This window comes from Thermobacillus sp. (assembly GCF_003390775.1).
Lineage (GTDB): Bacteria > Bacillota > Bacilli > Paenibacillales > Paenibacillaceae > Thermobacillus > Thermobacillus xylanilyticus.
Genome location: NZ_QEWA01000035.1, coordinates 14,126 through 26,558 on the forward strand (window position 1 = coordinate 14,126; position 12,433 = coordinate 26,558).

13 protein-coding genes are annotated in these 12,433 nt (G+C 63.8%); 2 read left to right on the forward strand and 11 right to left on the reverse strand.

Features of this window, described 5'->3' with window-relative positions; translation table 11 throughout:
- Positions 1-19: 19 nt before the first annotated feature.
- The 10 genes from C6W55_RS07900 to C6W55_RS07945 all read right to left on the reverse strand — a co-directional run bounded on the left by C6W55_RS07900 (position 20) and on the right by C6W55_RS07945 (position 9,040).
- Positions 20-1,252 (reverse strand): MFS transporter, encoded by a 1,233-nt coding sequence (locus tag C6W55_RS07900; protein ID WP_015253998.1) that lies wholly within the window; start codon positions 1,250-1,252, stop codon positions 20-22.
- Complete coding sequence (locus C6W55_RS07905; RefSeq protein ID WP_015253997.1) at positions 1,252-2,049, reverse strand: alpha/beta hydrolase family protein; 798 nt, start codon at positions 2,047-2,049, stop codon at positions 1,252-1,254. Before C6W55_RS07905 ends, C6W55_RS07900 begins: the two co-directional genes overlap by 1 nt.
- Before the next feature lie 13 nt (positions 2,050-2,062).
- On the reverse strand, positions 2,063-3,094 hold the full coding sequence (locus C6W55_RS07910; protein WP_015253996.1) for an ABC transporter substrate-binding protein: 1,032 nt from the start codon (positions 3,092-3,094) through the stop codon (positions 2,063-2,065).
- 23 nt (positions 3,095-3,117) lie between these two features.
- Positions 3,118-3,450: a 4Fe-4S dicluster domain-containing protein gene (locus tag C6W55_RS07915; RefSeq protein ID WP_286892249.1), complete on the reverse strand. Its 333-nt coding sequence runs from the start codon at positions 3,448-3,450 to the stop codon at positions 3,118-3,120.
- Complete coding sequence (locus tag C6W55_RS07920; RefSeq protein WP_286892250.1) at positions 3,447-5,051, reverse strand: FAD-dependent oxidoreductase; 1,605 nt, start codon at positions 5,049-5,051, stop codon at positions 3,447-3,449. Before C6W55_RS07920 ends, C6W55_RS07915 begins: the two co-directional genes overlap by 4 nt.
- A gap of 35 nt (positions 5,052-5,086) precedes the next feature.
- Positions 5,087-5,938 (reverse strand): ABC transporter permease, encoded by an 852-nt coding sequence (locus C6W55_RS07925; RefSeq protein WP_286892251.1) that lies wholly within the window; start codon positions 5,936-5,938, stop codon positions 5,087-5,089.
- A 61-nt stretch (positions 5,939-5,999) separates the two neighbouring features.
- On the reverse strand, positions 6,000-6,800 hold the full coding sequence (locus C6W55_RS07930; protein WP_286892252.1) for an ABC transporter permease: 801 nt from the start codon (positions 6,798-6,800) through the stop codon (positions 6,000-6,002).
- A gap of 25 nt (positions 6,801-6,825) precedes the next feature.
- The gene (locus C6W55_RS07935; RefSeq protein ID WP_286892254.1) at positions 6,826-7,611 is read right to left on the reverse strand and encodes an ABC transporter ATP-binding protein; all 786 of its coding nucleotides are present in this window, start codon (positions 7,609-7,611) and stop codon (positions 6,826-6,828) included.
- Positions 7,612-7,699: 88 nt separating this feature from the next.
- Positions 7,700-7,999 carry a hypothetical protein gene (locus tag C6W55_RS07940; protein WP_286892256.1) on the reverse strand — a complete coding sequence of 100 codons (300 nt, stop codon included), beginning with the start codon at positions 7,997-7,999 and terminating at the stop codon, positions 7,700-7,702.
- 351 nt (positions 8,000-8,350) lie between these two features.
- Positions 8,351-9,040 (reverse strand): uracil-DNA glycosylase, encoded by a 690-nt coding sequence (locus tag C6W55_RS07945; protein WP_286892257.1) that lies wholly within the window; start codon positions 9,038-9,040, stop codon positions 8,351-8,353.
- A 189-nt stretch (positions 9,041-9,229) separates the two neighbouring features.
- Between C6W55_RS07945 and C6W55_RS07950 the strand changes: the two genes are divergently transcribed.
- The gene (locus C6W55_RS07950; protein WP_286892259.1) at positions 9,230-10,747 is read left to right on the forward strand and encodes an ABC transporter substrate-binding protein; all 1,518 of its coding nucleotides are present in this window, start codon (positions 9,230-9,232) and stop codon (positions 10,745-10,747) included.
- A 64-nt stretch (positions 10,748-10,811) separates the two neighbouring features.
- Here C6W55_RS07950 and C6W55_RS07955 read toward each other — a convergent pair whose 3' ends face one another.
- Positions 10,812-11,552 (reverse strand): MerR family transcriptional regulator, encoded by a 741-nt coding sequence (locus C6W55_RS07955; RefSeq protein WP_286892260.1) that lies wholly within the window; start codon positions 11,550-11,552, stop codon positions 10,812-10,814.
- A 206-nt stretch (positions 11,553-11,758) separates the two neighbouring features.
- Between C6W55_RS07955 and C6W55_RS07960 the strand changes: the two genes are divergently transcribed.
- Entirely contained in the window at positions 11,759-12,370 is a 612-nt protein-coding gene (locus C6W55_RS07960) for a hypothetical protein (RefSeq protein WP_286892262.1), read from the forward strand.
- Positions 12,371-12,433: the final 63 nt, after the last annotated feature.

Sequence of the window (12,433 nt, forward strand, 5' to 3'; positions counted from 1 at the left end):
CGGGAAGCTTTTTTCACATTCACGATTGCACCGCCGACGGGCGTTTGACCCGATCCGCGGGCGCCGCCGCCGCGGACAGGCCGGCCAGATGCGCCTGCCAAAGGCTGACGCCGAACACGAGCGCGATCGCCCAGAACCAGCCGTGGATGCCGAGCAGCCCGGCGATGACGCCGCCGATCGTCGGACCGGCGAGGCTGCCCGTGAACTGCCAGGCGTTCGCGATCGTGTAGGTGCGGCTCTCCATCCCCGGCGCGACGTTCCGCCGGATCTGCGCCTGGATGTTCGGCAGCATGCCGGCGACGCACAAGCCCATCAGGAACCGGCAGACGACGATGACGCCGTAACTGTCGGTCACCGCCTGGATCACGCTGAGCGCGATCGCGAGCCCCGTCGCCGCTTTCAGCAGCACGGGCGGACCGATCCGGTCCGCGACGCGCCCGAGCAGCGGCGAGAACAGGATCACGGCGAGCGACGTGACCGCGAGGGCGAAGCCGAGATTGAGGCCGCCCTCCCACCAGCGGTGCTCCGCGCGCTCGATGTAGAACGCGAGCAGCGGGCTGGTGCCCGTGATGCAGAAGTTCGTGCAGAACGCGCCGAGCAGCAAATGCGGGAACGGCTTCCGGCGCCAGATCGCGGCGATGTCCTGGATGAGATTCGTCTTCGCCGCCTCCGGCGCCGGCCGCCGCGGCGGTTCCCGCACGAGCAGCGTGACGATCACGGCGCCCGCCACGAGCAGCACGCTCATGAGCGGGAACGTCTCGCGCGGCGCGAGCGCCGTCATCGCGGCGGCGCCGAGGATCGGCCCGAGCACATGGCCGCTCTCGCCCATCATCTGCATGAGCCCCGCCGAGAACGCGACCCGGTGGCGCGGCGCGCCGGTCAGCACCAGAATGTTGGAGAAGGGCAAAATTCCGGTGAAACAGCCCTGCAGGAAGCGGAGCAGCGTCAGCTCGGCCGGATGGCTCGCGAACGCCATGAGCGACGTGACCGCCGCCATCCCGAAGCCGGACCAGACCATGATCGGCTTGCGCCCGATCCGATCGCCGAGCCGGCCGAGGATCGGCAGCATGATGATCATCGCGAGGAAGTTGGCCGCGAAGGCGATGCCCGTCCAGGTCGTGAGCGCCGTTCCGGACAGTCCCAGTTCGGCGAGATGGCGGGAGACGATCGGCGCATAAATCCCGTGCGATGTCGAGATGAGCAGCTGCACGGCGAGCAGCGCGCCGAACTGCCGCAGCCAGCCCGGCGCCATCAGCCGAAGACGCGGTCCAGGAACGCCGCCGTCTCGGAGACCGCGATGTCAAGCGCGGGCGTCGTCCCCGCGTACGGGTCTGCCGCGCCAAACCGGTGATCCGCGCCGGGAATGGCGACGAACGACTGGTGCGGGGCCAGATCCCGCAGCGCCTTGAAATTTTCCAACAGCCGCTCGCCGTCCGCTTCGCCTTGCACGATCAACACGGGAATCGCGAGCGAAGCGAACACGCGCCGCGCGTCGAACCGTTCGCCGTTCCGGTCGAGGTCGTCGATCAATGCCTGCTGCGCGGGCGTCAGCTCTTGCCCCTCCTCCGCCGAGGGGCGGATCGGCGCGCCGCCGCCGTTCCAGACGACGGCCGCCTTCACCTCCGTCAGTTCGCCGGCGATCAGCAGGCCGCTCGTCCCCGCGCGGCTGTGGCCGAGCACGGCCAGCCGCCCCAGGTCGGCCCCCTCAGCCAGCGGCAGCTCCCCGCGGACCGCGGACCGCACGATCGTCCGCCAATCCTCCAGCTCGCGCGACAGCGTGACGGTCTCGGCCGCCTTCCGCGCGTCGCCCGACTTCGCCGCGGCGATGCGCGCGAAGTTGAACGTCACCGCGTAATATCCTTGCCGGGCGAACCGCTCCGCGATATCGGGCCAGAACGCCCAATCCTTGTGCCCGCGAAAACCGTGGCCGAGCAGCAGCGCCGGCTTTCGCCCGCCGCCTTCGATCACCCGGACTTCGCCCTCCAGCACCGTGCCGTCCGCCTGCTCCAGCTTGAACGGCGCGAGTGTGACCGCCGTCTGCGTGCCCATTTCGCTCTCCCTCCTATTCCGCCCGCAGAATCCAGTCTTCGATCTCGAAGTCGTTGTCCGCGAGCTTCTCTTTCACCAGAAAATCCTTCGTGCCTTCGAGCAGCTTCAGCCCTTCCTCCGTGAACGGCGTGTCCTTGATCGTCGAGACCGGGCTGACCTGCTTCACCAGCTCGGGCGTCGTCTTCTGGATCTGCGCCACGAGCTCGTAGTACTCCTCCTCATGCTGCAGCAGATCTTCCAGCGCCTTCAGCCGGATCTCGTTCCAGACGCGCGGAAAATCGGGGAACCGTTTCAGAAAATCTTCCGACGCCACCGTCACGCTCGTGCCGTACAACTCCGGATGCTTCGACGCGTCGTCGATGTGGATGAATCCCTGCTCGATCTGCTTCAGCGCGTTGACGCCGTTGTTCGTCATCGCGTCCACCTCGCCGCGGGCGAGCGCCGCCTCCCCGTCCGGCCGCAGCATGTGCACCAGCTTGTAGTCGGTGACGCCCTCCTTCTCCAGTAGCCCGACGAGATACCGGTGCATGAACGAGCCCTTCTGGGTGGCGATCGTCTTGCCCTTCAGCTCCTGAACCGACTTCGGCCCGTCCTTCTTGCCGATCAGGTAGCCGATGTTTTCCGTCAGCCCCTGCGCGATGAGCCGCGACTTCGCCCCCGACGAGCGGGCGAGGATCGCCGGCGTGTCGCCGAGGCTGCCGAAGTCGATCCGGCCGCTGATGAGTGACTCGCTCTGGTCCGGACCGTTCGGAAAACCGACCAGCTTCACCTCGGCGACGCCGTACTTCTTCAATTCTTCCTGGATGATGCCCTTGTGGAACCCCCAGCCTTCGGCGCCGGTCGGCAGGTTCAGATCGTTCAGGCCGATGTAGCCGTAGGTGATGACGGACGGCACGCCGCCGCCGGATTCCGCGTCTCCGCTCACGGCCCCGCCGCTGCCCGCGCCGCATGCCGCAAGCAGCAGCGCGGCGGCGGCCAGCACGCCCGCCGCGGCCGCGCGCGCCCACAGGGTTCGTCTTCGCATGCGTCTTTTTTTCGCTGTCACGTTGATTCGCGTCCTCCCCGGGCTCAGCCAAAATTCGTCTTGACGTACAGCTGATACAGATATTCATGCTGCGCGACCGGCGTCCGGCCCGGTCCCCAGCCGACTTTCTCGCGATAGCCGCCGATGAGCCGGGAGCGCTCCAGCTCCTCCTCGCGGACGCCGGACGGCGTTTCCGCCTCGGGCGCCACATAGAGGGCGTCGACCGGGCAGTACAGCTCGCACATGAAGCAGGTCTGGCAATCTTCCTGCCGCGCGATGACCGGGATGCCGTCAGTCCGGTCGAACACGCGGGTCGGGCAGACGTTCACGCACTGGTTGCAGGCGGTGCATTTCGTTTCGCTGATGATCTCGATCAAACCAGCGCAGCCTCCTTCCCGACCTGCTCGGTCCGGACGGCGACCTCGTCGAGCCCGCTGCTGACCAGGCGGTGCTTCTGCGACTCGTCCAGCGTGCGGAAGTCCTCCCGCTTGTGCATGCCGCGCGTCTCGGTCCGATGCAGCGCGGTCCGGTACATCCAGCGCGCGGTCGCGGTCATCGCCGCCGCTTCGCGAGCCTTCACCGCATCCGTCGTGAGCGGCACGCTGCTGCTGCGGATGTCGCGCCACAGCCCGTCAAGCCGGACGAGCGAGTCGTTCAGCCGCTCCTCCGTGCGGAACAGGTTGCGGTCGTACGGCATCACCTCCGACTGGACGGCGCGGATGAACTCCGCCGTCCGCTGCGGCGTCTGTCCCTGCCGGCCCGCGATCGCCTGCGAGGACAGCCCGCGCAGCCGCCGCCCGGTTCCGCGCTGTCCGAGCTTCAGCGCGTAATCCGCCGCGCCTTCGCCGGCGAACGTGCCGGACGACATCGCCCACGCCGCGTTGTGCGAGCCGCCGCCGGTGAAGCCGCCGCAGATCAGCTCGCGCGTCGCCGCGTCGCCCGCCGCGTACAGCCCCGGCACTTTCGTCGCGCACGTCTCGTCCGTGATGTGGATGCCGCCGGTGCCGCGCACCGTGCCTTCGAGCCGGAGCGTCACCTCGAACAGGTCGCGGAACGGATCGATGCCCGCCCGGTCGAACGGCAGGAAGAAGTTCGTCTGGCTCACGCGCAGGAGCGGCCGGATGTCCTCCGGCGCCTGATCGAGCCGCGCGAACACCCGATGCCCTTCGAGCAGCTTGCGCGCGATGACCGAGCGGCCGCGCTGCGAGCCCGCGCCTTCGATGACCGTTCCGTCTTCGTAATAGAACGTCGCGTAGCGGTAAAACGCGGTCTTCGTGACGGACGAGAAGACCGGGCAGATCGCGTAGGCGTTGGAGAATTCCATGCCGGACAGCTCCGCCCCCGCCTCCGCGGCGAGCAGATAGCCGTCGCCGGTCAGGACGTTGCAGCCGAGCGCCTTGCTCAAGAACGCGCAGCCGCCGGTGGCGATGACGACCGCGCCCGCGCGCACCGTCCACGGCTCGCCGGTCTCGAGCCGGATGCCCGACGCGCCGCCGACGCCGTATTCGTCCGCCAGCAGCTCGAGCGCCGGGCTGTGGTCGAGAATTTTGACGCCGGCCTTCTTCACCAGCTTGCGCATCAGCTTCATGTATTCCGGCCCTTGCAGTCCGCGCTTGTGCGGCTCGCCGAATTCATTAAGCGGGAACGGATAGCCCCACTCCGCCAGCCGGTTCATGTTCGTGTACGTCTGATCGAGCACCCGGTCCATCCACCGGTTGTCCGCCAGAAAGCCGCCGAGCGCGTAGCGGCTCTCCTTCGCCTGACGCCGCAGGACGGGATCCGGCTTCACATACCAGACGCCGGTGCCCGAGGGCGCCGTCGCGCCGCTCGTGCCGCAGTACCCTTTGTCGACCAGAATGACCTTCGCGCCGCGGGAAGCCGCGCTGATCGCCGCCCACGTACCCGCCGGACCGCCGCCGATGATCAGCACGTCCGCTTCCAGGGACAGCTCGTTATGCCGTGCGTGCGCAATGCTCATGGTTTCATCCTCCCTCATGCTTGTTCATCTATGATTTATCCGTGATAGCTGTCGCGCCAGTGCAGCAGCCTGCGCTCGAGCAGCCTCACGAACGAATCCAGCAATTTGCCGACGATTGCGAAAATGACGATGCCCGCGAAAATGATCTCCGTCGTTCCGTTCTGTTTCGCGGCGTTGATCAGAAAGCCGATGCCGTTCGTCGAGCCGAGCAGCTCCGCGACGACGAGGCCGAGCCACGAGAGCGCGAGCGACAGCCTGAGGCCGAGCAGGATGCCCGGCATCGCCGCGGGAATCATGAGCCGCGTCAGCTGCATGCGCCGGTCGAAGCCGAGAATGCGGGACACCTGAACCAGCTTCTCGTCCACGCCCCTGATCCCCATGAGCGTGTTGATGTACAGCGGGAAAAAGGCTCCCTTCGCAATGAGAATGATCTTCGACGTCTCGCCGAATCCGAACCACAGGATGACGAGCGGCGCGATGGCGAGGTGCGGGATCATGCGCAGCATCTGCATGCTCGGGTCCAGCACGTATTCGGCGTTCCGGTTGAACCCGGCGATCAGCCCGAGGATGAGCCCGAGCCCGCCGCCGAACAGAAACCCGACGGCCGCGCGCCGGACGCTGACCCCGAGATGGTGCGCGAGCTCGCCCGAGGCGATCAGGTCGCGGAACGCCTCCAGAATGGCGAGCGGCGTCGGCAGGAAGAACGGGTCGATCAGGTTCGCGTCGCCCGCCAGCTGCCACAGGGCGATGACGGCGACGGGAAGCGCTGCGCCCGCCAGGAAATCCGCGCCGGCCTGCCGGATCGGGCGCCCGCCCCAGCCTCTCCGGGCGGGGGCGGCCGCATCCCGGATCTGTCCCGGGCGCAGCGTTTCAATGTTTTCGCTCATGGTAAGCCTCCTTTTCGCCGGAATGATCGGCTGAGATCATCGGCCGGCCTGTCCCGGCCGGTCAGCCTTTGTACCCTTCCCGCCAATGCAGCAGCCGGCGCTCGAGCAGCCGGACGAACACGTCGACGAGCACGCCGACGAGCGCGAACAGGATGATGCCGACGAAGACGACCGGCGTCTTGTTGAACTGGCGCGCGTCCGACATCATGTACCCGATGCCGGAGGTCGACGCGATCAGCTCCGCGACGACGAGGCCGAGCCAGGCGACGCCGAGCGACAGCCGGACGCCGAGCAGAATGTTCGGCAGCGCCGACGGGATGACGAGCCGCATCACCTGCTTCGCCCTGCTGAACCCGAGCACGCGCGCGACTTCGAACAGCTTGTTGTCCGCGCCCCGGATGCCCAGGAACGTGTTGATGTAGAGCGGGAAAAAAGCCCCTTTCGCGATCAGCAGCACCTTCGACTCCTCGCCGATGCCGAACCAGAGCACGAACAGCGGCGCGACGGCGAGATGCGGAATCATCCGGATCATCTGGATCGACGGATCGAGCGACCGCTCCGCCCGGCGGAACAGCCCGACGAGCAGGCCGAAGAAGAGGCCGAGCCCCGCGCCGAGCGCGAACCCGAGGGCGGCGCGCACGAAGCTGATGCGCAGATGCATCCACAGCTCGCCTCCGGATACAAGCCGCACGAACGTCTCCGCGATCGTGAGCGGCGTCGGGAAGAGCAGCGTCGAGATCCAGCCCATGTCGCCGGCGAGCTGCCATCCGCCGAGCAGCAGGACGGGCAGGATGGAGCCGAGCGCGACGATCGTCGCCCGGTTCGGCTCCCGGCGGACTCCGGATTCGATCGGTTTGGCCATGTTCACCCTCCTCTCCGCGCCGCGGTCACAGTCCGGCCCAGTCCGCGGCGACCGGCTCTTCCGGTTTCTCGAATTCGCTCAGCACGCGGAAACGCATCTCCTGGAACGCGCTGCTCGCCTTCTTGCGCGGATACGGCAGATCGTTCACGATGACGCCGCGGATCGAGCCCGGCCTGGGCCGCATGATGACGATCCGGTTCGCGAGGAACACGGCCTCGTCGATGTCGTGGGTGACGAACAGCATCGTCGTCCGGTTCGTCTGCCAGACGTCGAGCAGCACTTCCTGCATGTGCGCCCGCGTGAAGGCGTCCAGCGCGCCGAACGGCTCGTCGAGCAGGAGCACCTTCGGGCTGCGGAGCAACGCCCGCGCGATCGCGACCCGCTGCGCCATCCCGCCGGACAGCTCGCGCGGATACGCCTTCGCGAATCCCTGCAGCCGCACCAACTCGATCAGCTCGTCGACCCGCTTCCGCACCCCGGGATCCCGGAGCGACAGGTCGGCCGCAATATTGCGCTCCACCGTCAGCCACGGGAACAGGCGCGGCTCCTGGAACACGAACCCCTTGTCGATGCCGGGGCCGGCCACGCGGCGCCCTTCCAGCAGCACGTCGCCCTCGTAGCTGTCGTCAAGCCCCGCGACGATCTTCAGCAGCGTGCTCTTCCCGCAGCCGCTCGGACCGATCAGCGTGATGAACTCGCCCTCCCGCACGCGGAGGCTGACGTCGTCGAGCGCGTGGACGCTGCCTTTCTGCGTGATGAACGTTTTGCTGACGTGCCGAATGTCGAGTTGATCCGCCCGGCTCTGGCTCATCGAATCATCCTTTCCCTGTCCCAAGCGGAACGGAGGCATCCTCCGCTTCGAGAATGCCTCCGTCCGTACGGTCGACGTTATCGTTTTTTCAGTGAACCAACCGGCTCCCGGCCTGCCGGGCGCCGAAAACATACTGGCGGATGCGGTCCGTCAAACCGCCTTTGCCGAATTTGAGGAATTTGCCGTCCTCCTCGTCGGCTTGCTCGCTGCACGCCGCCAGAAACAGCAGGATGAGCCGCCTGCGCTCCCCGATGTCGCGGCAGCCGTGCTCGTACAGCCAGACATCGATCGTATTGTACACGCCGCGGTTGACCCGATAGCGGCTCTTGCAATACTCCGCGAACTTGTAGTCCGGCCAGTGAATGACCTCTCCCATGGTATCAGCCATCGGTATTCCTTCCTTGAAACAGAGCGGAGACTTTCCGCGTGCGGGGGCAGCAGAAAGTCTCCACGGGAATGGTCGACAAATTTATTATAATTCCAATATGGTTAGTGGGTATAGGCTGATGACCAACACTTTAACACGGGGGCGACGGTCTGTCAACCATTGTTTTGGGGAAAGGTTGCGGAGGGTGCGGCGGGCGCCTGCCCGGTAATGGGCATTCTGGTGCACAAATGCACTACATTTGACCCGGTAATGCCAAAAAGCTTCATCTGGTGCAGATTTGCACCACTTCCGGCTGCGCCCGGCCTGCGGCGGCTGTTCCGCCCAACGCCTCCGCGCATACAAGCCATGCCGTCACATCGCCTCGTCCGCATGGAGCGGAAGCTGCCAGTCGATCTCCGTCACGCCGTTCTCCCGCAAATACCGGTTCGCGCGCGAGAACGGGCGGCTGCCGAAGAAGCCGCGGTACGCCGACAACGGACTCGGATGAGGCGAGCGGATGAGATGATGGCGCGGATTCGTGATGAGCTGCGCCTTGCTCTGCGCATGGCTGCCCCAGAGCAGGAACACGACCGGCTCCTGTTTCATGTTCAGCGTCTCGATCACGCGGTCCGTGAACGTCTCCCAGCCCATGCCGCGGTGCGAATTCGGCTGATTGGCGCGCACCGTGAGCACGGTGTTGAGCAACAGGACGCCCTGCTTCGCCCAGCGGACCAGGCAGCCATGCTGCGGCACCGCGCAGCCGAGATCGTCATGCAGTTCCTTGAGAATATTCTGCAGAGACGGCGGCTGCGGGACGCCCGGCTTCACCGAGAAACAGAGGCCGTGCGCCTGCCCCGGGCCGTGATAGGGGTCCTGCCCGAGGATGACCACCTTCGTATCGGCATAGGACGTATAGTGGAGCGCATTGAAAATATCGTACATATCCGGATAGATGACCCGCGTCCGGTACTCTTCGACAAGAAACTTGCGCAATTGCTGATAGTACGGTTTCGAAAACTCCGCCTCCAGGTAATCGGCCCAATCGTTCCGCAAAATTGCCACGAATTTCTCCTCCCGCTTCCATTATCCGCGCGGCGGGTGGTTTTGTCCACAACCCGGACCCTCCAAATCTTCCAAATGAAACCAAACCCGTTTGTCCAACGTCTATATAAAGAGTCGACTTTTGCCTGCGGAAAAACGACACATTACCGCAACGTACAAAACATACTGGACAGGGGGAGGAGTTTTTCCTTGATTCGCTCAACTCAACGCAGCACGATCCGGCTGCTCCTGCAGCGCTGGCTGCCGGCCGTGCTCGCCTTGGCCCTGCTGCTGACCGCATGCAGTTCGGGCGACGGCAACCGGGAATCCGGCGGCGAGCCGGTAACGCTCAAAGTGATGCATTGGAACGAGCAATCGTTCAACTCCGAATACGGCATGCTGTATTACGCGCTGAATCCGAATGTCGAGTTCGAAGTCGTCAGCACGAACAAAATCCAGGTCTCCGAAATCGAAAGCAGCGAAGAGTACGAGAAGAAATTTGAGCAGTTCATCCAGGACGAAAAGCCGGACATTCTGATGCTGAACCAGGAACAATATGAAAAATTCGCCGCCGACGGACGGCTCGTCTCGCTCGAATCCTATCTCACGCGGGACAAGCTGGATCTGGAAGGATTCATACCGGGGCTCATCGATCTGATGCGGGAAAAGGGCGGCGGCGAACTGTACGGCCTGACGCCGAATTTCTACTCCCAGGCTATCTATTACAACAAGGACCTGTTCGACCGGTACAACATCGAATATCCGACCGACAAAATGAGCTGGGAGGAAGTGCTCAACCTGGCCGGCCGGTTCCCGACGGACGGATCGGACGAAGACCGGATCTACGGCCTCAGAGTGGGTTATTCGACGGACTTGTTCCAGCTTGGACTTGCCATTGGATCGACCTCGGGACTTCGTATGGTGAACCCGGCTGACAAGCGGGTTTCGATCGACTCCGAATCCTGGGTCAACGCGTACGAGACAGCGCTCAGGGCCATCCGGTCCGGCACCTTGTACAATAATGAGAATATGAGCTTCAGCGGATCTTACGAGGAATATCTGCTTCAGAATCCGTTCGTCAGCGGCAAAGTCGCCATGGCGATCGACGGCACGTATCTGATGCAGCAAATCCGTGAAGCCGCAGAGGTCATTCCGGACAAGGCGGTCAAAAACTGGGATCTCGTCACCATTCCGGTCGATCCGGCCAACCCCGATTATACGAACAACGTATCGTTCTATAACATTTTCGCGATCCATGCGGAGTCGCCCAATCGCGACGCGGCATGGGACTTTATCCGTTACATCCACAGCGACGAATATGCGCGGGTCACGTCGAAAGCGTTCAACGGCCAGTTCCCGGTCCGCACGAAATATATCCGGGATGATGAGGGCCGGAACCTGGCCGCGTTCTACCTGCTGGAACCGTCGGGCACCGAATTATATCCCGGCTTCGAAGATTTGCCGTCAAACTTCTTCAACGAATTTTACACGATCGGCTCGGAAGAGATGAAGGCCGTCACGAGCGACCAGAAGACCGTGGCGGAAGCGCTCGCCAGCATGCAGACCCGGCTGCAGGCGGCGCTGGATGAAGCGATTGCCAACCAGGAAGCGAATGGTGCTGCAGGCAGAAACGAAGCCGGCGTTTCGGTCGAATCGGGCATGGTCGTCATGCCGGCCGAATCCGGTGAAGCGGAAGCGGGCGCGGCCGGCGAAGGCTCAGCCGATTAATCCGGCCGAATCAGGCCGCGGAACACAAGGAAGGCAAAGCCTCCGGGCTTTGCCTTCCGCCGCTTCACGCCTGCATACGATCCGCGTAAACGGCCATCGCGTCGCGCATGAATGCGGCAAGTCCTTCACCGAATTTGTCGATGTTCTTCGTGAACCGTTCATCGTCCACATACATTTGGCCGAGGCCCCGGAACGCTTCGGGCGAATAGCTGCCGAACCTCTGGAGCAGGTTATACCATTCTCCGATTGCAGCCTGCGCCTCATCCGAATCGGGCGCCGTATGTCTGAGCCCGGCCAGCTTCCGGTAGATTGCGTTCATCTCGTCCTGCAGCTCGGCCATTTCTTCCTTCGACAGGCTGCGGAGCGCCGCGTTCGAATGGTCGACCGCCTCGTCTCCCCAAAGTTTGCGGGCTTCCTCTTCATACGGGTTCTTGCTGAAGTCGAACCCTTCGAATCGTTCTTTCACCGACATTTCAATTTCCCCTTTCGCGTGTCGTATCGTTTTTTCCAGCGTAGCGAGCATGTTGTCCAGCCGTTTTCTCCGCTCCACCAGCATGTTCCGGTGCAGTTCCAGCGCTGCCAGCCGGTCAAAATCCGGATCCGTGATGATCTCCTTGATCCGCTTCAGCGGAAAACCGAGCTCGCGGAAAAACAAGATTTGCTGGAGCGTTTCCAGATTTCGCTCGGAATAGATGCGGTAACCGGCTTCCGTCACCCCGTCGGGCACGAGCAAGCCGATTTCGTCGTAGTGATGGAGCGTGCGCACGCTGATGCCGGCCAGTTCGGCCACTTCTTTCACCCGCATGGAAAGGTCTGACCTCCTTTCGCACCCCAATCTACAGTATCACGTAACGTGAGAGTCAAGCGGCTTTTTGAAAAAATTTTTACCGCACGCCATCTCGCATATCCGGTGAATTGCACGAATCGATTTCGGGAAATTCCGAGTTTCGCAAGAATAGATTGTCCGGATTCGGCAACAATGGTTAACAGATTCGAAGGGAGTGTATGCCAGTGATTTCGGAGAAAACACGCGCAAGATGGACACCCGGCGAGGATGAGACGCTGGTCGGCGTCATCCGTCAGCATTTGGAATCCGGTTCATCGCTGACGGCGGCATTTGCCGCGGCTGCGGAACTGCTGCCCGGCAGATCGGCGGCGGCCTGCGGATTCCGCTGGAACACCGAACTCAAAAACCATTACACCCTGCCCGTGCAGCCGCGGCGCGGCCGGCGCCAGAAACGCCAGGAAGCGGCCGGAAATCAGGCGTCCGCCCCGGCGGACAGCGCCGCGCTCACGAAGGGACTGGCGAAGACGCCCCAGCTCCCCGCCGCGCTTTCGCAGCTTTTGGACGCCGTGCCGAAAGTGCAGGTGCTGTTCGCGAATCTGGCCCAGGAACTGACCAGCTATCGCGACCGCGTGAAAGCGGTGGAGAAAGAGAACAAGGCGCTGCGCCAGCGGATCGCCGCGCTCGAAGCGCTCAGCGACGCGGCCGCCCAGTCCGATCTCGAGACGCTCTACCGGCTGCTTCAACGGGCAAGGCAAATGAACCTGACGACCCATGCCCCGGAAGGCGCCGTCGTCTACGAGCGGCTGGACAGCGAAATGAATACGAATATCGGCTGAATATTGGCTGAGCCGCAAAAACAAGGAGCAGTATGTCGTCCATACTGCTCCTTGCTTATGGTT

What these genes read in the sequence shown, in the direction of transcription:
- C6W55_RS07900 (WP_015253998.1), bottom strand. Translation starts at nt 1,252, where the DNA reads ATGGCGCCGGGCTGGCTGCGGCAGTTCGGCGCGCTGCTCGCCGTGCAG.
- C6W55_RS07935 (WP_286892254.1), bottom strand. Translation starts at nt 7,611, where the DNA reads ATGAGCCAGAGCCGGGCGGATCAACTCGACATTCGGCACGTCAGCAAA.
- C6W55_RS07905 (WP_015253997.1), bottom strand. Translation starts at nt 2,049, where the DNA reads ATGGGCACGCAGACGGCGGTCACACTCGCGCCGTTCAAGCTGGAGCAG.
- C6W55_RS07940 (WP_286892256.1), bottom strand. Translation starts at nt 7,999, where the DNA reads ATGGCTGATACCATGGGAGAGGTCATTCACTGGCCGGACTACAAGTTC.
- C6W55_RS07955 (WP_286892260.1), bottom strand. Translation starts at nt 11,552, where the DNA reads ATGCGGGTGAAAGAAGTGGCCGAACTGGCCGGCATCAGCGTGCGCACG.
- C6W55_RS07920 (WP_286892250.1), bottom strand. Translation starts at nt 5,051, where the DNA reads ATGAGCATTGCGCACGCACGGCATAACGAGCTGTCCCTGGAAGCGGAC.
- C6W55_RS07925 (WP_286892251.1), bottom strand. Translation starts at nt 5,938, where the DNA reads ATGAGCGAAAACATTGAAACGCTGCGCCCGGGACAGATCCGGGATGCG.
- C6W55_RS07930 (WP_286892252.1), bottom strand. Translation starts at nt 6,800, where the DNA reads ATGGCCAAACCGATCGAATCCGGAGTCCGCCGGGAGCCGAACCGGGCG.